The sequence below is a fragment of the Ralstonia sp. 110700041-2 genome, assembly GCF_056280165.1.
Map to the genome: position 1 here is coordinate 290,976 of NZ_JBSFAI010000005.1, position 18,874 is coordinate 309,849.

The window sequence follows — 18,874 nt, forward strand, 5'->3', positions numbered from 1 at the left end:
CCATACCACTATATGGAGTACCTCATGACGGGCACACAGGTCACTGGGCAAGTCACCAAGCGCGACGGTTCATTGGCGCCGTTCGATGCGCAGAAGATCCGACAGGCCATCGCCGCAGCCGGCCAGGCCACCGGCGAATTCGACACCATCGAGGCGCAGCACCTGACCTCAGGCGTGGTTGCACATCTTGCGCCGCTCCCCTGCCCAGGTATCGAAATCATCCAGAACTGCGTGGAAGAGGTGCTGGTGGACGCCGGCTATTGGCGCACCGCGCGCGCCTACATCGTCTACCGCGAACAGCACGCCCGGCTGCGTTCGCTCAAGCACACGCTGGTCGATGTCGAAAGCACGATGGAGGAGTACCTCGAGCAGCGCGACTGGCGCGTCAACGCCAACGCCAATCAGGGCTATAGCCTGGGCGGCCTGATCCTGAACGTGGCGGGCAAGGTCACGGCCAACTACTGGCTTTCGCACGTCTACAGCCCCGAAGCGGGCACGGCGCACCGCGAGGGCGACCTCCACATCCACGATCTCGACATGCTCTCGGGCTACTGCGCAGGCTGGTCGTTGCGGCAGTTGCTGACGGAGGGATTCAACGGCGTGCCGGGCAAGGTGGAGGCAACGCCGCCGCGGCATATGTCCGCAGCCATCGGGCAGATCGTCAACTTTCTGGGCACGCTGCAGAACGAGTGGGCCGGCGCGCAGGCGTTCAGTTCGTTCGATACCTACATGGCGCCGTTCATCCGCCGCGACGCGATGTCGTATGCCGCGGTCAAGCAGTCCATGCAGGAACTGATCTACAACCTGAACGTACCCAGCCGCTGGGGCACGCAAACGCCGTTCACCAACCTCACGTTCGACTGGACTTGCCCGGCCGACCTGCGCGAACAGGTTCCTTACATCGGCGGCGAAGAGATGCCCTTCACCTATGGCGATCTCCAGCCCGAGATGGACATGATCAACCGCGCGTATATCGAGGTCATGATGGCCGGCGATGCGAAAGACCGCGCGTTCACGTTCCCGATACCGACCTACAACATCACGTCGGACTTCGATTGGGAGCACCCAAACACAACGTTGCTGTTCGAGATGACGGCGCGCTACGGGCTGCCCTACTTCCAGAACTTCCTCAACTCCGATCTGGAGCCGCACATGGTGCGCTCGATGTGCTGCCGCCTGCAGCTTGACCTGCGCGAACTGCTCAAGCGCGGCAACGGGTTGTTTGGCTCGGCTGAGCAGACCGGGTCCATCGGCGTCGTGACCGTCAACTGCGCACGACTGGGGTATCTCTACGCGGGCGATGAGGCAGCGCTGCTGGCGCGGCTGGACACGCTGCTCGCCCTCGGCCGCGATGTGCTGGAGGTCAAGCGCAAGTTCGTGCAGCGGCTGATCGATCAGGGGCTGTATCCATACACGCGCCGCTACCTGGGCACGCTGCGCAACCACTTCAGTACGCTGGGCGTGAACGGCATCAACGAAATGGTGCGCAACTTCACACACGATGCCGACGACATCACCACGCCATTCGGCCATGCCATGGCGGTGCGCCTGCTCGACCACGTACGTCAGCGCATGACGGAATTCCAGGAGGCGACGGGGCACCTGTACAACCTTGAAGCCACACCCGCAGAGGGCACTACCTACCGCTTCGCCCGCGAAGACCGCAAGCGCTGGCCTGGCATCCTGCAGGCCGGCACGGCAGCGCAGCCGTATTACACCAACTCAAGCCAGTTGCCCGTCGGCTACACCGACGATCCGTTTGAAGCGCTGGCGCGCCAGGAAGCACTGCAGAGCAAGTACACGGGCGGCACGGTCCTGCACCTGTACATGAACGAAGCGATCTCATCGCCGCAGGCATGCAAGGAACTCGTGCGCCGCGCGCTGGCCAACTTCCGCCTGCCGTACATCACCATCACCCCGACGTTTTCGATCTGCCCGAAGCACGGCTATCTGTCCGGCCATCACACGTTCTGTCCGAAATGCGATGCAGATCTGCTGGCCCAGCAGCCCCACGGCAAGTGCGGCTGCACAGGGGCCGGCACCCCAGGTTCTTCCACCCACCTCCATCACGAAGGAGCCTCCGTATGACCACCGTTGCACAAACCACCAACCGCACCGTTGCACTCGACGACAGCCAGCGCACGCGCTGCGAAGTCTGGACCCGCGTGATGGGCTATCACCGGCCCGTCAGCTCATTCAATATCGGCAAGCAAGGGGAATTCCGTGAACGCCGCTTCTTCGTTGAAGACCGCGCCCGCTGAGCAACCGCACTGCCCGCCGCCGGCCATCGGCGGCCTGGCACCTTTTTCCAGCGTCGACTGGCCCGGGCAGCTTGCGGCGGTGGTGTTCGTGGCCGGCTGCCCGTGGCGCTGTCATTACTGCCACAACCCGCACTTACAGACCCGGACACGCACGCTGGATTGGGACGACGTCTTCGCCTTTCTGCAGCGTCGCAAGGGCCTGCTCGATGCGGTGGTCTTCTCGGGCGGTGAACCGCTGAGCGAGCCGCACCTGCCGCAACTGATACGCGACGTGCGGGCGCTCGGCTACAAGATTGGCCTGCACACCGGCGGTATCTATCCGGCGCGCCTGGCCGACGTACTGCCGCAGGTGGACTGGGTGGGGCTCGACATCAAGACCAGCGCACCGCACTACGACGCGCTCACGGGCCGCCGCGGCAGCGCAGCGCCGGTCGATGCGTGCCTGGATCTTCTGCTGCAGAACGGCGGCGCATTCGAATGCCGCACGACATGGCACCCCGACTGGTTGCCGGAACCGCAACTTCTTGCGCTGGCGCAAAACCTCAGCCGGCGCGGCGTGAAACACTACGCACTACAAGCCTACCGAAGTGCCCCCGGAACCCCGGCCATCACGCTGCCCAGCGAGAGCACTCAGCGCGCATTGGCTGCCAGCTTTTCTTCTTTCTGTTGCCGGTGACACCATGCAAGACCCCCTCAATGTGGGCGATCTGCTCAAGCACAGCCCACTGTTCCTGGACTTCGACAACGATGACATTGCCTTGCTCGCGCGCGACAGCCACGCAGTGCGCGTGTCGCGGCACGACTTCGCGTTTCGCCGTGGCGACCACGCCGATGGCTTCTATGTCGTGGTGGTCGGTGCGATCAAACTCGTATTGCCGGGGGCGCACGGCCAATGCAAGGTCATCGAGTTCTTCGGGCCCGGCGAGTGGTTTGGTGAGCCCTTCATGTTTCTGAACCGCCCCCACGCGGCAGATGCGCAAGCCATGGAAGACAGCCTGCTTGTCTGGATCGGTAAGCGCGGCGTCGACGATGCACTCCACGTGCATCCGCGCCTGGCGCGGCAGATGTTGACGGGGCTGTCCACCCGCCTGCACACGCTGATGTGCGACATCGAAACCGTGAACCTGCAAAGCGCCAATGAACGGCTGATCGGGTATTTGCTCTCGCTGCCGCGCAAGTTTGATCGCACGCGGTTTCCATGCAGCAAGAGTCTGGTCGCGTCCAAGCTTGGGCTGGCACCGGCCACGCTTTCCCGCACGCTGCGACAGTTGATTCGCGACGGGTTGATCCGCGTGGAAGGCCGCGAGGTCGTGATCCAAAACACCACGGCGTTGCAGCGTCAGCTCATCGCGGGATAACAGTAGAAGCTCGACGCAGGTCAATCGCCTGCGGTGTCGAGCCGATGCTTGAGCGTGTTGACGGCATCATCCACCAGCGCGGCGGCAGCACTCAATTCATCGTCGCTGCAATCAGCGTGATAACGCTTCTTGGCGCCGCACTGGTTGAGCACGAGGTGAACGTCCGGTGCCACGCCCGCCGTTGCCAGACAGGCCTTGACGCACGCCAGTGCACAACCGTCGAGCGCGAGAATAGGCCGCCCGCTGCGTGCTGTCTTGACGAGCGCGCGAACCCCGCCGCCGACACCGCTGATGCAAGACATCTCTGCCCTGCCTGCACGGTCCAAATCCACGGCCAGGCGGTTTGCCGCTTGCGCCACGCTCGAACAACCCGAGCAGGCATAGACGAGGGGCAACGCGCGTGATGACATGGCGCCCCTCTCCCTACCGCGATTGCCAGCGTGCAAGCCACGCCGGGCGTGCGGCCGCATCGAGCCAGTTCTTGACGATCAGCCCAAGCTCCGTGTCGCCCGCAATCTTGAGGCGGCGCTGGAAGAACAGCGTGTCCGCGTCGGCAGTGCCGCGAATGAGCGCAACGAAATCGCCCATGCCTGCACGCAACTCCAACTCAGGTTCGGAGCTTGACGCAGAAAACATGTGGAACGCTCCACCGCGGCAGCAAAAACAGGCGCGCAAGCCCAGGTCCTCCACGGTGATGGCAAAGCGCCGCCCGTCCAACTCCGGTGGCGGCGTCAGCCAAGACAGGCGGCGGGCCAGATCGAGCCCCATCACAAAGGGGAACGATGTGAGCGGCACCGGTAGGCTGCGCGCCATGCGAACGAAGACTTCGGGTGGGCGCAGGCGCGTCATTGCGGCATCTCCAGCCATTCAATACCGGACTGCCCATGCCAGTAGCCATTGCAGCGCCCAATGCCCTCCGGCGGCTGCACGTCCCGCACAGGCAGGCCCAGGCGCAGGGCATCCAGTGCTGCCACGGCGTCCAGCGTGCCTCGCGATTGCGGGCTGACACGCAACACCTTCACACCCAGCGCAGACAGCGCGGGCGCCTGATCGAGAATGTCGAGGCATTGCCCTGATTGCGTCTGGATACCGTTGATGGCGAGAAACTCCTGCCCTTCGCGCGTGCGCACCGCCAGGCCATCGGGATGCTCGATGCAGCGGAATCCGCAGTCGTCCTTGTTGAGGCGAAAGTGCCGCGCCGTAAAGCAGCGTGCGGAAAATGCCAGCGGCAAGCGTCCCCACACCATCGCTTCGATCCCCAACTCGGCCGGCTTCTCGCGCATCAGATCGGCCAGAGTGGCCTGGCTCATCTCCAGCGGCATGACCGCACGCACCGCGCCCAGCCCAGCCAGCCACGCCAGGGTCGCGCCGTGATACGCGTTGCAATGCGGCCCGGCAACGAATGGCCGACCGTTCAGCAACCGCACGGCGCCAAGCTCGCCGGCTTCGACCATCCAGACGTCCTGCTGACACTGCTTGCGCAACGCCTGCGCCTCGGCACTGGTTTCGATGAGCGTGCGCGTCGACAGCACAACCGACTTGCCAGCCTCGCGCAGCATGGCGGCGATATCGAGCCAGTCGTCCGCGCGCAATTCGTGGCGGCGGCTGCAAACCGTCTCGCCCACATAGACGATGTCGACAGGGCTAGCGGCCACTTCTGCGTAAAAGTCGAACGTCTGTAGCCGCGGCCAGTAGTACAGCAGCGGACCAAGCGAAATTTCGTAGGACATGATGTGCCTTCTATTTCCAGGGCCGATCAAACGCACCTTGCGTGACGTGCGCGCCTTCTGCGTGGCGCACGAGTGCGGCCTGCCAATCGGGCTTGACCGAGAAGCGCGCCGGGTCCGCCTGTGCAGCATCCAATGCGGCGCGCAATGTGGCCACCACCTGCGCAACGTACGCCGGACTGCGCTGGCGCCCCTCGATCTTGATCGCCGACACACCCATGGCGAGCAGCCTGGGCAACAGACTGAGCGCATTGAGGCTCGTGGGTTCTTCGAGCGCGTGATCGACCTCACCGTCGACGAGAAAGCGCCCCTTGCACAGCGTCGGATATCCAGCCGGTTCGCCGGGTGCGTATTGGTCGATCATGATGTTGTTCAGGCGTGCATCCAGGTTGCCGTCGCGCTCCACCCAGCGCACCGCATGCGCGGGCGAACACACGCCCTTGTTATTGGGAGAATCGCCCGTGGCATACGACGACAGCAGGCAACGCCCTTCAGCCATCACGCACAGGCTGCCAAAGCCGAACACCTCAATCTGCGCCGAGGTCTGCTGGATTACACGTTCGACTTCGGTCAAGGTCAGCACGCGTGGCAGGACGGCGCGGTGGATGCCGAACTGCTCACGCATCAGCTCGATGGCATCGGCATGCGTTGCCGAACCCTGCACGGATAGATGCAGCCGAAGGTTGGGATAGCGCTCGCATGCATAGGCCATCAGCCCGGGGTCGGCCAGGATCACGGCATCGGCGCCCAGCATGTAGGCAGCATCGATTGCCATGCGCCACTCGATGGCACGGCCAGGCTGCGGAAACGTGTTGATGGCAAACAGCACCTGGCGCCCTTTCCGATGCGCAAATTCGACGCCGGCGCGGATGTCGCTCTCGGTAAAGTTCAGGCCGGCGAAGTTGCGCGCGTTGGTCGCATTCTTCAAGCCGAGGTAGACGGAGTCGGCCCCGGCTTCCACCGCGGCCTTGAGCGCGGCCAGGCTGCCGGCGGGCGCCACGAGTTCAATGGGGGAAGCGTTCTGTGTCATGGCGGCCAGTCTGCGACTTGTCAGCCAATGTGGTTTTGCGTTCCGTCAAGCGGGCGCAAACGCTCGCGAGACACGGCGAAACGTCAGCAGCGCCCGGCACAGCATCGCACCCAGCCACACGTGCGACAGCGCGAACAGCAGGCCCGCGACCACCGCCATCCGCTCAGGATGCAGCGGCACCAGCAACAACGCCAACAATACGAGCAGCAGCAGGCGTGCATGCCAATGCTGTTGCCGCTCACCGATCAACGTTTGCATGGCCGGCAGCCGCACATGCCGCGGCACCCGCCTGCGCAGGTGCATCCAGATCATGAACGGGATGATCTTGCCAAGCATCGCATTGACAGGCAGCACCCCACCGCCCACGACGGCCAGCGCGCCGATCTCCCACGTGATGGGCCAGTCTGACGGCAGCCAGGATGCGGTCAGCCCCAGCATGGCAACGACCAGCCAGGCGACGGCAGCGGCCAGCCACAACCGCCAGCCCGGATCGTGCCGGCGACGCGCGCTGCACACTGCACGCACGCCCACCAGCGCCAGCGCTGCCAGGGCGAGCCATCCCCATGTCTGCCAGAACACCGCGCCACCCACACCGCTGCATAGACTGCCAACGGTCAGTGGCGCCCACAGCCACCACGGCATCAGCCGATGCCAAGGCTCAGGTAGACGCCGCGTCTGCCAGAACATCGGCAACACCGTCGACGCCACGCCCGCGACCAACGTTGCCAGCCAGCCGCCGAGGCCCCAACCGACATGCAGGTTCAACAGCACGGGCGATGGCGCAAACCATCCGCTAGCCAATGCCGTGCCAAGCGTTGCGCCGCTCGCCAGCGTGACCAACAAGGGCCAACCGATGCGGCGCAGTGTCCGCACCGTCGCATGCGTTGCGCGTGTCTGCCCCACGCGCATGCCAGCAAGGATGATCAACGCAGCAGGGACCGCCAACAGCGGCGCACCCAACCAAGCAGCCAGCACGAACGCACGATGGTCCGCGCCCAGGAAACCCGTTGCAAGCGCAGATGCCGTTGCCACGCATGAGAGCGCAACCCAAGGCGACGCCCATTTCGCGCCGCGCACAGGCACACCGGCCACCACGGGAAGCAATTGAAATAGCGCACCAAGCATCGCCGGCAATAACATGCCGACGACCAAGGCGTGAACCAGCGCGAGCGACAGCGGAGCAAATCGGTCAGGCAAACCCGCAGACGGGCCCAGCGCCAGCAGAAGACCGGCCGCCGCGCCCACCCACGGCACTGGCAGCAGGCAGCCGAACACCACGCCGGCAGGCGGCATGCGTTCGTAGAACAGCGTGGGGGCGGTTGGCATCGGGTCGGCTGAAGATCTGTCCAGCCGACCACGTTAGCGCAGCGGCCTCTGCATGCGCTTGATGTGCGTTAAGCGTCAGCGCGGTGTGAATCCAATGGAGCGCCGCTCGCGCAGTTCCGGCTTGATGGAATGCTCCTGCCGCAATTGTGCGAGGAAGGCCTCGGGTTCAAGCGTCTCGCCCAGCAGCACAGACTGCTGCTTGACCACCGCAAAATCACCCGGCGTGAGCATGTCGAGAGACGCCAACATCTCGCGCCAGACAGGCTTGAGTGCCTCCGCCTTGCCCCCCAGCGCCTCGGCAATGAACATCTGCTCGCGCTGCGCACGCACCAGCGGCTTGAAGCGGATCTTGAATGCAAACCGCCGCAGCGCCGCCTCGTCAATCCGATCAAACAAATTGGTCGTGCAGATGAAGATGCCGTCAAAGCGCTCCATGCCCTGCAGCATCTCGTTGACTTCCGACACCTCGTAATTGCGCACCGCGCCCTGGCGGCTCTGCATGAAGCTGTCCGCCTCGTCGAGCAAGAGCAGTGCGCGTTCCTCTTCGGCACGCGAGAACATCGCCGCGATCTGCTGCTCGGTTTCGCCGACGTACTTGCTCATCAAGTCGGACGCGCGGCGAATCAGCAACGGCATGTCGAGCTGCGCCGCGATATGCTCGGCCAGCACCGTCTTGCCCGTACCCGGCGGCCCATAGAAACACAATGTGCCGCGTCGCCGCGCGCGCAGCGCCTCGATGATGCGCTCGACGGAAAACCGTGTCTCAAGGTTCAGATAGTCCAGCTTGTATTCGGTCACGACGCGGTGCGCTTGCACCTCCGGTCGCAAGCCCATCGCCTGATCGGCGTGGTCGAGCTGACGCTCGATCAGGGATTCGGCAGGCTCTTCCATTGCCGGCTGCGTCAGGCGCGCAAAGCGTGCGGCAGAATCGATCTGCGCAGGCGTGAGGGTCTTACGCGCCGCCAGCTTGGCCATGAAAGCGTCCGACACCTCCAGCCCTTCCAGATGCTTGCGGATGATGCTCTCGCGCACCGTGGGCGGAGGCACCTTCAGCTCAAGGTGGAACTGGAAGCGGCGCAGATACGCCGGGTCAATCTGACGAATGGAATTCGACACCCAGATCACCGGCACCGGGTTCTGCTCCAGCGTCTGGTTCACCCACGCCTTGCCGTTGACGGAGCCACGCGGCTCCTCATGGCCGAAGAGGCTCATCAGCTCGCGCGTCGGGCCGGGGAAGACGTCCTCCACCTCGTCGAACAGCAGCACCGCGCCGGGCCGCCCGCGCAGGAACGCCTGCGACACCTGCAGCGAGCGATAGCGGTCTTTGCCCGTGAGGCTGTTGCCGTCCTTGTCGAGGCAATCCACCTCGTACAGTTCGCAACCAGCGTCGCGCGCCAGCACGCGGGCCAGTTCCGTCTTACCAGTGCCAGGCGCGCCATACAGCAGGATGTTCACGCCGGCCGCGCGCTGCTGCGAGGCGTTCTCCAACAGCGCCGTGAGGTAGCGCGCATCGGTTTCCACATGCGGATAGTCGGACTGCGACAGCGTGGTCGACGGCGCGGGGCGCGTGAAGACGGCCATCATGTCGGCCTCGCAGGCGTAGTCGCCCAGCAGCACGTGCAGGAGGCGGTCGGAGATACGCATCAGATCGCCCAGGTCGGTGACGCTGTTTTCGGGCAGCGGCGGCTCGATCAGCCCCAGCGTCTCCAGCCGCGAACCTGGCCGCAATGACGCAGCAACTTCGGCCGTGCTGGCTCCCGCCAGGCTCGCGAGCAACTGGAACGCTTCCTGGCTGTGCGCGACCTTGCAGTCGACCATCACCGCGCGCAGGTCGCGCTTGTACTTCACCAGGGAAGCAAACAGCAGCAGCGCGCGTTCGTGTGGTGGCAGGCCGAGCACGCGGGCCAGCATGTCGATGTTGCCGACCAGCAGGACACGCTCGCTGGCGAGCCGCTCGCCCAGCGCATCGCACGACGCGCCGAACACCGTGAACATGTCCTTGGCGTGATGCTTGACGTACTCGTCCAGGTAATAGAACAGCGAGCTTTCATCGAAGGCGCTGCTCCACTGGCCGTGGCGGTCCATGAAGGTGGGCAGGTCAAGCTTGCCGACCGCGCGCCAGCCCGGCATGTCGGCGCAGCGCGCAGACAAAAAGCGCTGCAGGCGCTGGATGACCGTGACGGGCCAGATCAGCTCCGGCGCGCAAACGGTGAGGATGTCGTTGATATTGGTGCGCAGGTTGAAGCGCAGTCCCATCGTGCAGACCGTGCGCAACGCAAACTGTGCGCACATGGAATCGAGCGAGGACAACAGCAGCGCCTGCGGCTGCCTGCCGCCCGTGGGGACGAACGTGCCATCGTCGTCAGCGTCGTCCATGTTGAGGTTGGCTTCATCCATGGTCGCCCCCTTCTTCCCCGTTTCACGGTTGGCCGGCCGGTCACCGTGTTTGAATGCTTTTCATCCTAGCGCGTTTGCGCACACAGCGTACCCCGGGAGGACCCGTGTCTTTGCAAGTTGCGAGCCAACCGCGCCCGGAATCGCCAACCGCCTGCACAGGCAGTTTCATGCCATCAGTCGTCTGGACGTGATTTGTACCCCACGAAAGACAGGCAATTTTCATGCAAATAGGAATCATTATCGTTTATACTTCACCTATCGACACAATAGGCTGAACGCTAACCGTGCTCGGTTGTCGCAACACTGTTGCAGTTGCGGGCCTACAATACCTATCACGCTGGCGGCGACCCCGCCGGCTTCAACGCTAGGCGCCATGGAATTGCTCCTGAGTCTGCTCATCAGCATTGGGATTTCACTGATCGTCTTCGGCAAGCGCTGACGCTGCGCCGCTTTCGTTGGTCATCCCACCACCATCGCATCGCATTCCTTTTTCTGCTTTCGATTCCCGGTCGTTGATGATTCACCCTCGTACTCTCAAGATTCTCGTGGTCGTGCTGTTGATGCACGCGGGCGTGCTGATGCTGATTCACCTTGGCCTGATCGCACCGCGCCCGACTGTCGAAGAACCGCTGGAAATCCAGGCGCACATCATTCCGGCCGCGCCTGAGCCGATCAGGCAGCCGGAGCCGCCCAAGCAGCAGCCGGTCAAGCAAGAGGCGCCCAAGCCTGTCAACATCGTCAGGCCGGTCGCGCAACCCAAGCCCACGCCGATGCCGACGCCCACGCTCCCGCCATCGGACAACGCCCCCGTGGTGCCCGCCGCACCGCCCGCGCCGCCGGCACCGGCCCCTGAACAAGCGCCCGCGCCGGCCCCCGTTTCGTCCGGTCCGATCAGCGTCGGCATCAACGACATCCAGTGCAGCGAGCCGCCGCTCGTCTATCCCAGCATGTCGCAGAAAATGGGCGAGGAAGGCCGCGCCATGGTCAAGATTTCCATCGGCACGGCCGGTGAGGTCACCAATGTTGCGGTCACGTCGTCGTCCGGCTCGCCTCGCCTGGACCGCGCCGCCACCGATGCCGCGCGTGCCATCAAGTGCAGCCCCTACAAGCAGAACGGCCGCGCCGTGCCCGTGGTGGCCAGCAAGCCGTTCGTCTTCAAGCTCGATAACTAATTCGATTCCGCCTCTCGCTTAGCCTCTCGCTCAATTCAGGACATTCATCATGCAGGAACTCGGCCTTTCCCACCTCTGGACCCAAGGCGATATCGTCACCCGCGCCACGGCGATTCTGCTGCTCATCATGTCGCTCGCCTCGTGGATCGTCATCTTCACCAAGGCGTGGGACATCGTGCGTCTGAAGTCGATGGCACAAGGCGCTGAAAAGCGTTTCTGGCACTCGGACGATTTCGATCACGCCATACAGACGCTCGGCTCGCCCAAGGACAACCCGTTCCACGCGCTCGCGCAAACGGGCCGGGAAGCCGCGCAGCACCACCGCGCCAGCCAGCCGCAGTTGCATGATGTGATGGACATCTCCGACTGGATCACGCGCTCGCTCAAGAGCGCCATCGATGAGGCCGTGGGGCAAATGCAATCGGGCCTAGCCGTGCTGGCATCGGTCGGCTCGACCGCACCGTTCGTCGGTCTGTTCGGCACGGTGTGGGGCATCTATCACGCCCTGCTCGGGATCGGCGCCGTCGGCGTGCCCACCATCGACAAAGTCGCCGGCCCCGTGGGTGAGTCGCTCATCATGACGGCCTTCGGTCTGGCCGTGGCCATTCCGGCGGTGCTGGGCTACAACGCGCTCACGCGCGGCAACAAGGCCATCATCGCCAAGCTCAACCGGTTCGCGCACGACCTGCACGCCTATTTCGTGACGGGCGCGCGTCTGCGCCCAGGCGCCTCGCGTGATGACGCCGGCGTGCGCCTAACTGCGGTCAAGCAGCAGTAAGGAGAGACCATGTCCTTCGGATCTTTCGACAACGATGACGAGGTGATGAGCGAAATCAACATGACGCCGCTGGTCGACGTCATGCTGGTGCTGCTGATCATCTTCATCATCACCATTCCGGTGATCAACCACGCGGTCAAGATTGACCTGCCGCGCGCGTCCAACAAACCCGACGACGCCAAGCCGCAAAGCGTGAACGTCGAGATCAACGCGGACGGCCAGGTGTTCTGGAACAACCAGCCGGTCGACGAGGCCACGCTGCAAGCCGACATCGCCCAGGCCGCGCAGCAGCAGCCGCAACCGGAAATGCATCTGCGCGCTGACCGCAACGTGCGCTACGAGCGTGTGGCGCAGGTGATGGCTTCCATCCAGCGCGGTGGCCTCTCGCGCATCGGCTTTGTCACGGAGCCACAGCACTAACGCCCCACACACCTCGTAGCCCTGGTCGCCCGTTCTCGTACGGTTTTTTTCGCACCAGCGCATCCAGACTCACAGCACCTCCACGCAACCGGGCTACGCGCCCGGTTTTGTTTTTCGGGCCGAACCTGCACGTCGTCAGATCACACTTGTAATGATAACGATTCTCATTTAATCTACCTGGCATTCGCTGGAGGCACTCTGCCAGCCAACACCTCAGCCCATGTTTCCCGCCCGCCAGGACATCGCCATGAATGCTGCCGAACACCAAGACGCAGGACGTACTGTGACCCGTCGCCGCCACGTCATCGTGGCGCGCAAGCGCCCCGCCGGCCTGGATGCCGCGCCCGCAACGTCGTCTGCGTCGACAGCATCCGACGCCGCTTCGGATGCCGCCGCCACCATCAGCGACACGCGCGTGATGGCGTCCGAACAACTCTTTGCCGGTCAGAACGCCGTAGCCATCCGCCACAACGGCGCGATCTACACGCTGCGCGTGACGCGCTTCGGCAAGCTGATCCTGACCAAGTAACACTGCAGCACGCACCGGCTTTTGTGGGGACGGCTCTCTCAGGAGACTTTCGGCCGTAGCCAGCCATCGTCATTTCGCATTAGCAAACGAGGGCTTGCTACCCGATGAAACGCGCGCGTTCATTGGTGAGCGGCGGCTTCCGTCTGCCAGACAACAGCCAGCCAAGTCGCTCTTTTCTTCGACCGTGTGCCCAAAGCAAAAAGGGCGCGACCTCCGCCGCGCCCTCCCTGTTTTGATTCTTTTTGCGTGACTGCGTATCAGCAGATCACGTTCACCGCGGCAATACCCGCCTTGGCGATCACGACATCTTCCGTCGACTTCACGCCAGACACACCCACCGCGCCGGCACAGACGCCCTCTACCATCACCGGCACGCCGCCCTCAAGCATCCCTTGCAGATGCGGCGCCGACAGGAACGAGATGCGACCGTTGTTGATGATGTCTTCGTAGATCTTCGACTCGCGACGGCCCAGCGCTGCCGTACGCGCCTTTTCCGGGGCGATGTACGCCGAGATGGTGGCGCAGCCGTCCATGCGGCGCAGACCCATCAGATGGCCGCCATCGTCCACCACGGCAATCGTCACGTTCCATTGGTGCGCGCGCGCTTCTTTCTCGGCAGCGTCCAGGATTTTGGTGACATCGTCCTGGCACAGGCACGGTTTCGTTTTCATGGTGTTCTCCTTGGTGGTTGTAATGAAAAGGCGCAAGGGCTGCGTAAAGCCCGTATCAGGCAAAAGTATGCCATCGGTAACGACCGCTTCCATCGCATGATCCTGCACCAAAGACGCAAAAGAGCCGATACATTCCTGCTTTGCAGTATCGTTGAGTATCGTTCCGCCTGCGTGGTACGCCAGCGTTGGCTGCGCCCCAGCGCAGCCAACCTTAACCCGCGGCGTGCGTCAGAAAGATGCGCAAAGAAAAAGCCCGGGTATCGCCCGGGCTTGATGTTGCGATGCGGCAGCGATTCTGCCGCCGACCCTTTACGGTTGACGGTCCGAGCAGGCGCCGTCCGTATATGGATCGGCACGCCCCATCTTGGCGCCGTCGGTATAGGGGTCTGTGCGGCTTACCTTGGCACCGTCGGTATAGGGATCGGCGCGGCTCACCTTGTGGGCGGGCTGATACGGATCGATCGAGCCGGCGTGCGCGACCGCCGCGCTCAGCGCCAGCGTCAAGCCGCTTGCGGCTGCAACCAGGGTGCGCGTTGCAAAGCGTTGCGTGGTGATTTGCATGAGGACTCCTTCGGTCATGACACTGCGAACATGACGTGCACCGCTGCGGCACACGTGTCCACGTTGTTCACGCGGACGTCATAGCGACCAGGTGAGCGAGCCACCAGTTCTGCACCGCGGTGCTTTGTCACGGGGCTGGTTGCGCGCGTACCCGTCATCCAGACAGACGCAGATGCCGTGCCACGGCGTATACGTACCGCCAAAGAAAAAAGCTCCCGAAGGAGCCTTTCTCTTGGCCGGCATGCCGCTTACCGCCAGTGGCCCCAGTGACGGCCGTCGTACCAGCGATAGCGCGGTCCCCAACGGTACCAGCCAGCGCCCACCACAATCGGCGCCGGGCCATAAGCGGGCGGACCGTAATACACGGGCGCCGGGGCGTAGTACACCGGGGGCGGGGGCGGCGCGTAATAAACCGGCGGCGGCGGTGGGTAATACACCGGCGCGGGTGCCACATACACAGGCGCCACCGGCACGCCAAACCCAATGCCGACGCTCACGTGCGCCGACGCCATCTGCGGCACGGCCAGCACTGCCAGTGCGGCTGCACCTGCAATCCACAGCACATTGCGTCGAATCATCGTCATCACCTGCTGCATGAGCGCCGGGCGAGTCCATAGCCGGCGCGGAATACGGTATCTGTATTGTATTCAGAGCCACTGACACAGGTGATACGGCGCTGGCGATTTCGTAACAGAACGTAACGCCACATCGCACGCAAGCGTCCCCGCCTCTAGCCCACGGCGGAACTGCAGTCGAACTGGCCCGAGGCGATCATCGCTTCGGCATACGCTCGCGCGGCTTCCAGAGCGCTGGCGGCACTCCGATATGTGTTCGCCGATTCGCGCACCGTTGTACGGGCTAACAGGGTCTCACCGTTGCTGGCGCGAAGGATGCTCACTTCGGCGCGCCACGCTTGCGGCGAGAGTTCATAGGCAGATACCTCGATTTTGCAGTCGTCTCGGAACGTCATATGTCCTCCGGGTCGTATTGGATAGGCCCAGCCCCGTGTCAATGCACGAAGAGCCAGATCACCAGCAACACAAGCGCGGGAACACCCAAGAGCCACGCAACGAGATAGGACATGACAACCTCCCACATGTTGATAGGCATGCAGGAAGTGTAGAAAAGCGCGCACGGACGGAGTATCGACCTCCGTCCGTGCCGTTTTGTAGGACTGTGCCGAAATGACTGTCGGCCCACGCCGACGCATCTCACCCGTATAGAGGAGCCTCAGCGTGCGGTGCCGTTCCTGGCGGCAACGTCACTTGGGGTCAGGATTCGGCCCGCGCCCGCATCCTCGGCCGCCTCTGCAGCAGCGACTTCCAGACCGACCGATGCCTTGAAGAAGTTCACGGCAGCCTCGGCGCCAGGAGGCGCGGCGTCCACAAGGTTTTCTGCGACGAAGCCCCATTGGCGGCGCACTTCGTCACCGTGGCGCTGCAATGCGCGAGCAATCCCGTTCTGCGTCTCGACGCCGATTTCAACAAAATTGCGCGTGTAGCCGGAGACGCGTTCGCCGGACGGTTGCAGATAGCGGGCTTGTGCGTTCCACCATTCGCCTGCGTCCTGCGCACCGGTGGCGTCGTGCAGGCAGTGTTCAGTCTCGTCAAGGCCGGCCTTGATGGCCTGCAAATTGAGCCCGATCAGGCGGTTGACGCCGTTCACCGCCTCTTCGGTGACAGCCATCCAGGTTTCAAGCTGTGATCGTTGCAGAACGCCAAGTTGCTCCAGAGTCATCATGTCGGTTACTCCCTCTGAGATCGGTGAACACGTCCAGCATATGCCGGGCGTTTCAGTGTAGCCGGGCGCGATGCCGATTTCCCTGGCATCACCCGTTTGTCCTACAGGCGTTTCGGACACCCTCGCCTGCGGCACCAGCCATGTGCGCGTTAGAGTGAACCGCATCCTTCACCAGACCACGGAGTCACGATGAAACGTCTCACCGCTGCCTTGATCGCTACCGCATCCATTGCCACCGCGCCGCTGGCCTTCGCGCAAGTCGCTGGCCATGCCGCGCTAGGTGTATCCGTTACCGAACTCGATGCCGTCATCAAGGGCGTGAGTGTGAAGAAGCAGGTGCTCGGCAAGGCTGTCTATAACGAGGCCAACGAGAAGATCGGCAATGTGCAGGACTTGATCGTGGCACCGGAGAACGCCGTCTCGTTCGCTATCGTCGGCGCGGGCGGCTTTGTTGGCGTGGGCCGTCATGACGTGGCCATTCCTGTGAATCAGTTCCACTATGATCAGGGGAGGATCGTGCTGCCCAGCGCTACCAAGGACGCCATCAAGGCACTACCGGAGTTCAAGTACGAGCGTCAGCCAAAGCCTGCCAAGGCCTGATCACCGGCGGGAACTTTGTCTTCCCAAGGCGCGCTGAAGGTGTGGGAATCGGCTGACAAACCTTTCAGGCAACCTGACCTGCACATACCGGCATGCGTGACCTTGAATGCAGGTACACAGACGACAAAAGGAGTTTGTTATGCGTGCCTTCGTATCCTTGATTCTGGCGGCCGCATTGGCATCCGTCAGCGGATGCGCGGACATGACGCCAAAGCAGCGCAATACCGCGCTAGGCGCAGCCGCAGGTGGTGTCGCCGGGGCGGCCATCTGGGGCGGGCCGGGCGCCACGCTGGGTGGTGCCGCACTGGGTGGCGTGGTCGGTAACGCCGTCACCAAGTAACCCCCAAGCGCGCAGCGATGCGCGTGCTGCAAGCTCGGGCCAGGCCATTGTTTGCCTGGCCCTTTTTGTTGCCTGAGAGCGGCGCTATACGACTGCACATTCCCCTCATACGCATATGCGAATGCCGGCGCATAATCGGCGTTTTGCAACGGAGGCAATGTGCGATACGAGCAAGAGGGTTTTGGCGTGGGCAGCACACCGATCCTGAGCGTCGAAGGCCTGCGCAAACGTTACGGCGAACAGACTGTCGTCGACAACCTCAGCTTCAGCGTTCGGCGCGGCCAGTGCTTCGGCCTGCTGGGCCCCAACGGCGCCGGCAAGACCACCACGCTGCGCATGCTGCTCGGCATGACGATGCCCGATGCGGGTAGCCTGAGACTGTGCGACGAGCCTGTCCCGGAAGCCGCACATCGTGCACGCATGCGCGTGGGCGTGGTGCCGCAGTTCGACAATCTCGATCCAGACTTCTCCGTCTCCGAAAACCTGCGCATCTTCGGTCGCTACTTTGGCCTGTCTTCCGCGACCATCCGCGAGCGCATCCCCACCTTGCTGGAGTTCGCGCGTCTCGAACAGAAAGCCGATGCTCCTGTACGCGCCCTCTCGGGCGGCATGAAACGGCGGCTGACGGTAGCGCGCGCCCTGATCAACGATCCCGACATCCTCGTCATGGACGAGCCCACCACGGGGCTCGACCCGCAGGCTCGACACCTGATCTGGGAACGCCTGCGCTCACTGCTCGCCGCCGGCAAGACCATCCTGCTGACCACGCATTTCATGGAAGAAGCCGAGCGCCTGTGCGATGAACTTTGCGTGATCGACAACGGCCGCAAGATCGCGCAAGGCAAGCCGCAAGACCTCATCGCACGCGAAATCGGCTGCGACGTTGTTGAGGTCTACGGCGACGATCTCAACGCCCTTCGCACGCTGCTCACGCCGCTGGCCGACCGCGTGGAAATCAGCGGCGAGACGCTCTTCTGCTACGCACGCGATCCGCAGCCGCTGGTGGCTGCGCTGCGCGCACAGGCAGAAACGCACACCATGCCCGGCCTGCGCTATCTGCACCGCCCGGCCAATCTCGAAGATGTGTTCCTGCGCCTGACTGGCCGCGAAATGCGCGACTGAGAGAACCATCCATGTCCACTGAAACCGCACTCACTCCAACGCTGCAGCGGGCCTTTCCGCAGCCGCTGCTGCCGCTCAACTTCCGCAACTGGCAGTACGTCTGGCTCCGCAACTTCATGGTGTGGCGCAAGCTGGCCATTCCGTCGATGGCCGGCAACCTCGCCGACCCGATGATCTATCTGTTCGGGCTCGGGCTCGGCCTTGGCCTGCTGGTCGGGCGCGTCGACGGCGTGTCGTACATCGCATTCCTGGCGGCCGGCACGGTGGCGTCCAGCACAATGATGTCGGCGAGCTTCGAAGCGATGTATTCCGCGTTCTCGCGCATGCACGTGCAACGTACATGGGAGGCGATCCTGTACGCACCGCTCAGCCTGGGCGACGTGGTCCTTGGTGAGCTGTTCTGGGCCGCCAGCAAGTCGGTGCTCTCGGGCCTGGCGATCATGCTGGTCGCGGGCGCACTCGGCTATGCGTCGATGCCGCAGGCACTGCTGGCCCTGCCCGTCATCGTCTTGACCGGCTTCACCTTTGCCTGCCTGGCGATGAACATGACGGCGCTTGCGCCCAACTACGACTTCTTCATGTTCTACCAGACGCTGGTGATCACGCCGATGATGCTGCTCTCGGGCGTGTTCTTCCCGCTATCGCAACTGCCGGCGCCCGTGCGCGCGGCGACGAGCGTACTGCCATTGCCGCACGCGGTGGATCTGATCCGCCCGCTCATGCTGGGCCGCACGCCCGAGAACATCCTGCTGCACCTGGGCGTACTGCTGCTGTACGCCGTTGCCGCGCTGCTCTCGTGTCTCTGGCTGCTGCGCCGTCGCATGCTCAAGTAGCGCGATCCC

Annotated in this window: 23 protein-coding genes; 12 read left to right on the plus strand and 11 right to left on the minus strand. The window is 63.6% G+C overall.

Annotated elements, in window-relative coordinates; genetic code table 11:
- The first annotated feature begins 24 nt into the window (after positions 1 to 24).
- The 4 genes from ACUXH0_RS09775 to ACUXH0_RS09790 are packed head-to-tail and all read left to right on the plus strand — an operon-like array spanning position 25 to position 3,619.
- Positions 25 to 2,088 (plus strand): ribonucleoside triphosphate reductase, encoded by a 2,064-nt coding sequence (locus tag ACUXH0_RS09775; protein ID WP_012436006.1) that lies wholly within the window; start codon positions 25 to 27, stop codon positions 2,086 to 2,088.
- A complete protein-coding gene (gene nrdD / locus ACUXH0_RS09780) occupies positions 2,085 to 2,261 on the plus strand; it encodes an anaerobic ribonucleoside-triphosphate reductase (protein ID WP_004634363.1) in 177 nt (58 codons plus the stop codon). The genes ACUXH0_RS09775 and nrdD overlap by 4 nt, the downstream gene beginning before the upstream one ends.
- Complete coding sequence (locus tag ACUXH0_RS09785) at positions 2,224 to 2,937, plus strand: anaerobic ribonucleoside-triphosphate reductase activating protein (protein ID WP_012436007.1); 714 nt, start codon at positions 2,224 to 2,226, stop codon at positions 2,935 to 2,937. The genes nrdD and ACUXH0_RS09785 overlap by 38 nt, the downstream gene beginning before the upstream one ends.
- 4 nt (positions 2,938 to 2,941) lie before the next feature.
- The gene (locus ACUXH0_RS09790; protein WP_012436008.1) at positions 2,942 to 3,619 is read left to right on the plus strand and encodes a Crp/Fnr family transcriptional regulator; all 678 of its coding nucleotides are present in this window, start codon (positions 2,942 to 2,944) and stop codon (positions 3,617 to 3,619) included.
- Between the two features lie 20 nt (positions 3,620 to 3,639).
- Here the strand turns inward: ACUXH0_RS09790 and ACUXH0_RS09795 are convergent, their stop codons facing one another.
- The 6 genes from ACUXH0_RS09795 to ACUXH0_RS09820 form a co-directional block, all read right to left on the minus strand.
- Complete coding sequence (locus ACUXH0_RS09795) at positions 3,640 to 4,029, minus strand: putative zinc-binding protein (RefSeq protein WP_004634366.1); 390 nt, start codon at positions 4,027 to 4,029, stop codon at positions 3,640 to 3,642.
- 13 nt (positions 4,030 to 4,042) lie between these two features.
- Positions 4,043 to 4,468, minus strand: coding sequence for a ubiquinone anaerobic biosynthesis accessory factor UbiT (gene ubiT / locus ACUXH0_RS09800; RefSeq protein WP_004634367.1), 426 nt, complete (start codon positions 4,466 to 4,468; stop codon positions 4,043 to 4,045).
- Positions 4,465 to 5,349 (minus strand): U32 family peptidase, encoded by an 885-nt coding sequence (locus ACUXH0_RS09805; RefSeq protein ID WP_012436009.1) that lies wholly within the window; start codon positions 5,347 to 5,349, stop codon positions 4,465 to 4,467. The genes ubiT and ACUXH0_RS09805 overlap by 4 nt, the downstream gene beginning before the upstream one ends.
- A gap of 10 nt (positions 5,350 to 5,359) precedes the next feature.
- Entirely contained in the window at positions 5,360 to 6,376 is a 1,017-nt protein-coding gene (gene ubiU / locus ACUXH0_RS09810) for a ubiquinone anaerobic biosynthesis protein UbiU (RefSeq protein ID WP_004634371.1), read from the minus strand.
- A gap of 45 nt (positions 6,377 to 6,421) precedes the next feature.
- Positions 6,422 to 7,702, minus strand: a complete 1,281-nt coding sequence (locus tag ACUXH0_RS09815; RefSeq protein WP_012436010.1) for a hypothetical protein — start codon at positions 7,700 to 7,702, stop codon at positions 6,422 to 6,424.
- A 75-nt stretch (positions 7,703 to 7,777) separates the two neighbouring features.
- A complete protein-coding gene (locus ACUXH0_RS09820) occupies positions 7,778 to 10,099 on the minus strand; it encodes an AAA family ATPase (RefSeq protein WP_004634374.1) in 2,322 nt (773 codons plus the stop codon).
- 515 nt (positions 10,100 to 10,614) lie between these two features.
- Here ACUXH0_RS09820 and ACUXH0_RS09825 point away from each other — a divergent pair.
- The 4 genes from ACUXH0_RS09825 (at position 10,615) to hemP (ending at position 12,998) form a co-directional block, all read left to right on the plus strand.
- Positions 10,615 to 11,271 (plus strand): energy transducer TonB, encoded by a 657-nt coding sequence (locus tag ACUXH0_RS09825; protein WP_024972525.1) that lies wholly within the window; start codon positions 10,615 to 10,617, stop codon positions 11,269 to 11,271.
- A 49-nt stretch (positions 11,272 to 11,320) separates the two neighbouring features.
- Positions 11,321 to 12,049, plus strand: coding sequence for a MotA/TolQ/ExbB proton channel family protein (locus tag ACUXH0_RS09830; RefSeq protein WP_004634378.1), 729 nt, complete (start codon positions 11,321 to 11,323; stop codon positions 12,047 to 12,049).
- Between the two features lie 9 nt (positions 12,050 to 12,058).
- Positions 12,059 to 12,469: an ExbD/TolR family protein gene (locus ACUXH0_RS09835; RefSeq protein WP_004634380.1), complete on the plus strand. Its 411-nt coding sequence runs from the start codon at positions 12,059 to 12,061 to the stop codon at positions 12,467 to 12,469.
- A 247-nt stretch (positions 12,470 to 12,716) separates the two neighbouring features.
- Positions 12,717 to 12,998, plus strand: coding sequence for a hemin uptake protein HemP (hemP, locus tag ACUXH0_RS09840; protein ID WP_024542459.1), 282 nt, complete (start codon positions 12,717 to 12,719; stop codon positions 12,996 to 12,998).
- Positions 12,999 to 13,255: 257 nt separating this feature from the next.
- Here hemP and ACUXH0_RS09845 read toward each other — a convergent pair whose 3' ends face one another.
- The 5 genes from ACUXH0_RS09845 to ACUXH0_RS09865 all read right to left on the minus strand — a co-directional run bounded on the left by ACUXH0_RS09845 (position 13,256) and on the right by ACUXH0_RS09865 (position 15,970).
- The gene (locus tag ACUXH0_RS09845) at positions 13,256 to 13,669 is read right to left on the minus strand and encodes a GlcG/HbpS family heme-binding protein (RefSeq protein ID WP_024972523.1); all 414 of its coding nucleotides are present in this window, start codon (positions 13,667 to 13,669) and stop codon (positions 13,256 to 13,258) included.
- A gap of 309 nt (positions 13,670 to 13,978) precedes the next feature.
- Entirely contained in the window at positions 13,979 to 14,230 is a 252-nt protein-coding gene (locus ACUXH0_RS09850) for a hypothetical protein (protein WP_004634389.1), read from the minus strand.
- Between the two features lie 248 nt (positions 14,231 to 14,478).
- The gene (locus tag ACUXH0_RS09855; protein WP_024542460.1) at positions 14,479 to 14,814 is read right to left on the minus strand and encodes a hypothetical protein; all 336 of its coding nucleotides are present in this window, start codon (positions 14,812 to 14,814) and stop codon (positions 14,479 to 14,481) included.
- Positions 14,815 to 14,960: 146 nt separating this feature from the next.
- Positions 14,961 to 15,200, minus strand: a complete 240-nt coding sequence (locus tag ACUXH0_RS09860; protein ID WP_004634394.1) for a hypothetical protein — start codon at positions 15,198 to 15,200, stop codon at positions 14,961 to 14,963.
- Between the two features lie 260 nt (positions 15,201 to 15,460).
- Positions 15,461 to 15,970, minus strand: coding sequence for a phasin family protein (locus tag ACUXH0_RS09865; RefSeq protein WP_012436015.1), 510 nt, complete (start codon positions 15,968 to 15,970; stop codon positions 15,461 to 15,463).
- Between the two features lie 189 nt (positions 15,971 to 16,159).
- On the opposite strand from ACUXH0_RS09865, the gene ACUXH0_RS09870 reads away from it, so the two are divergent.
- The 4 genes from ACUXH0_RS09870 to ACUXH0_RS09885 all read left to right on the plus strand — a co-directional run bounded on the left by ACUXH0_RS09870 (position 16,160) and on the right by ACUXH0_RS09885 (position 18,865).
- Positions 16,160 to 16,570 (plus strand): PRC-barrel domain-containing protein, encoded by a 411-nt coding sequence (locus ACUXH0_RS09870; RefSeq protein ID WP_012436016.1) that lies wholly within the window; start codon positions 16,160 to 16,162, stop codon positions 16,568 to 16,570.
- A 139-nt stretch (positions 16,571 to 16,709) separates the two neighbouring features.
- A complete protein-coding gene (locus ACUXH0_RS09875) occupies positions 16,710 to 16,910 on the plus strand; it encodes a glycine zipper 2TM domain-containing protein (RefSeq protein ID WP_004634401.1) in 201 nt (66 codons plus the stop codon).
- Positions 16,911 to 17,069: 159 nt separating this feature from the next.
- On the plus strand, positions 17,070 to 18,032 hold the full coding sequence (gene nodI, locus ACUXH0_RS09880) for a nodulation factor ABC transporter ATP-binding protein NodI (protein WP_012436017.1): 963 nt from the start codon (positions 17,070 to 17,072) through the stop codon (positions 18,030 to 18,032).
- Between the two features lie 11 nt (positions 18,033 to 18,043).
- Entirely contained in the window at positions 18,044 to 18,865 is an 822-nt protein-coding gene (locus ACUXH0_RS09885; RefSeq protein ID WP_012436018.1) for an ABC transporter permease, read from the plus strand.
- The last annotated feature ends 9 nt before the right edge of the window (positions 18,866 to 18,874 follow it).

What these genes read in the sequence shown, in the direction of transcription:
- ACUXH0_RS09775 (WP_012436006.1), top strand. Translation starts at nt 25, where the DNA reads ATGACGGGCACACAGGTCACTGGGCAAGTCACCAAGCGCGACGGTTCA.
- nrdD (WP_004634363.1), top strand. Translation starts at nt 2,085, where the DNA reads ATGACCACCGTTGCACAAACCACCAACCGCACCGTTGCACTCGACGAC.
- ACUXH0_RS09790 (WP_012436008.1), top strand. Translation starts at nt 2,942, where the DNA reads ATGCAAGACCCCCTCAATGTGGGCGATCTGCTCAAGCACAGCCCACTG.
- ACUXH0_RS09795 (WP_004634366.1), bottom strand. Translation starts at nt 4,029, where the DNA reads ATGTCATCACGCGCGTTGCCCCTCGTCTATGCCTGCTCGGGTTGTTCG.
- ubiT (WP_004634367.1), bottom strand. Translation starts at nt 4,468, where the DNA reads ATGACGCGCCTGCGCCCACCCGAAGTCTTCGTTCGCATGGCGCGCAGC.
- ACUXH0_RS09805 (WP_012436009.1), bottom strand. Translation starts at nt 5,349, where the DNA reads ATGTCCTACGAAATTTCGCTTGGTCCGCTGCTGTACTACTGGCCGCGG.
- ubiU (WP_004634371.1), bottom strand. Translation starts at nt 6,376, where the DNA reads ATGACACAGAACGCTTCCCCCATTGAACTCGTGGCGCCCGCCGGCAGC.
- ACUXH0_RS09815 (WP_012436010.1), bottom strand. Translation starts at nt 7,702, where the DNA reads ATGCCAACCGCCCCCACGCTGTTCTACGAACGCATGCCGCCTGCCGGC.
- ACUXH0_RS09820 (WP_004634374.1), bottom strand. Translation starts at nt 10,099, where the DNA reads ATGGATGAAGCCAACCTCAACATGGACGACGCTGACGACGATGGCACG.
- ACUXH0_RS09825 (WP_024972525.1), top strand. Translation starts at nt 10,615, where the DNA reads ATGATTCACCCTCGTACTCTCAAGATTCTCGTGGTCGTGCTGTTGATG.
- ACUXH0_RS09830 (WP_004634378.1), top strand. Translation starts at nt 11,321, where the DNA reads ATGCAGGAACTCGGCCTTTCCCACCTCTGGACCCAAGGCGATATCGTC.
- ACUXH0_RS09835 (WP_004634380.1), top strand. Translation starts at nt 12,059, where the DNA reads ATGTCCTTCGGATCTTTCGACAACGATGACGAGGTGATGAGCGAAATC.
- hemP (WP_024542459.1), top strand. Translation starts at nt 12,717, where the DNA reads ATGAATGCTGCCGAACACCAAGACGCAGGACGTACTGTGACCCGTCGC.
- ACUXH0_RS09845 (WP_024972523.1), bottom strand. Translation starts at nt 13,669, where the DNA reads ATGAAAACGAAACCGTGCCTGTGCCAGGACGATGTCACCAAAATCCTG.
- ACUXH0_RS09850 (WP_004634389.1), bottom strand. Translation starts at nt 14,230, where the DNA reads ATGCAAATCACCACGCAACGCTTTGCAACGCGCACCCTGGTTGCAGCC.
- ACUXH0_RS09855 (WP_024542460.1), bottom strand. Translation starts at nt 14,814, where the DNA reads ATGACGATGATTCGACGCAATGTGCTGTGGATTGCAGGTGCAGCCGCA.
- ACUXH0_RS09860 (WP_004634394.1), bottom strand. Translation starts at nt 15,200, where the DNA reads ATGACGTTCCGAGACGACTGCAAAATCGAGGTATCTGCCTATGAACTC.
- ACUXH0_RS09865 (WP_012436015.1), bottom strand. Translation starts at nt 15,970, where the DNA reads ATGATGACTCTGGAGCAACTTGGCGTTCTGCAACGATCACAGCTTGAA.
- ACUXH0_RS09870 (WP_012436016.1), top strand. Translation starts at nt 16,160, where the DNA reads ATGAAACGTCTCACCGCTGCCTTGATCGCTACCGCATCCATTGCCACC.
- ACUXH0_RS09875 (WP_004634401.1), top strand. Translation starts at nt 16,710, where the DNA reads ATGCGTGCCTTCGTATCCTTGATTCTGGCGGCCGCATTGGCATCCGTC.
- ACUXH0_RS09885 (WP_012436018.1), top strand. Translation starts at nt 18,044, where the DNA reads ATGTCCACTGAAACCGCACTCACTCCAACGCTGCAGCGGGCCTTTCCG.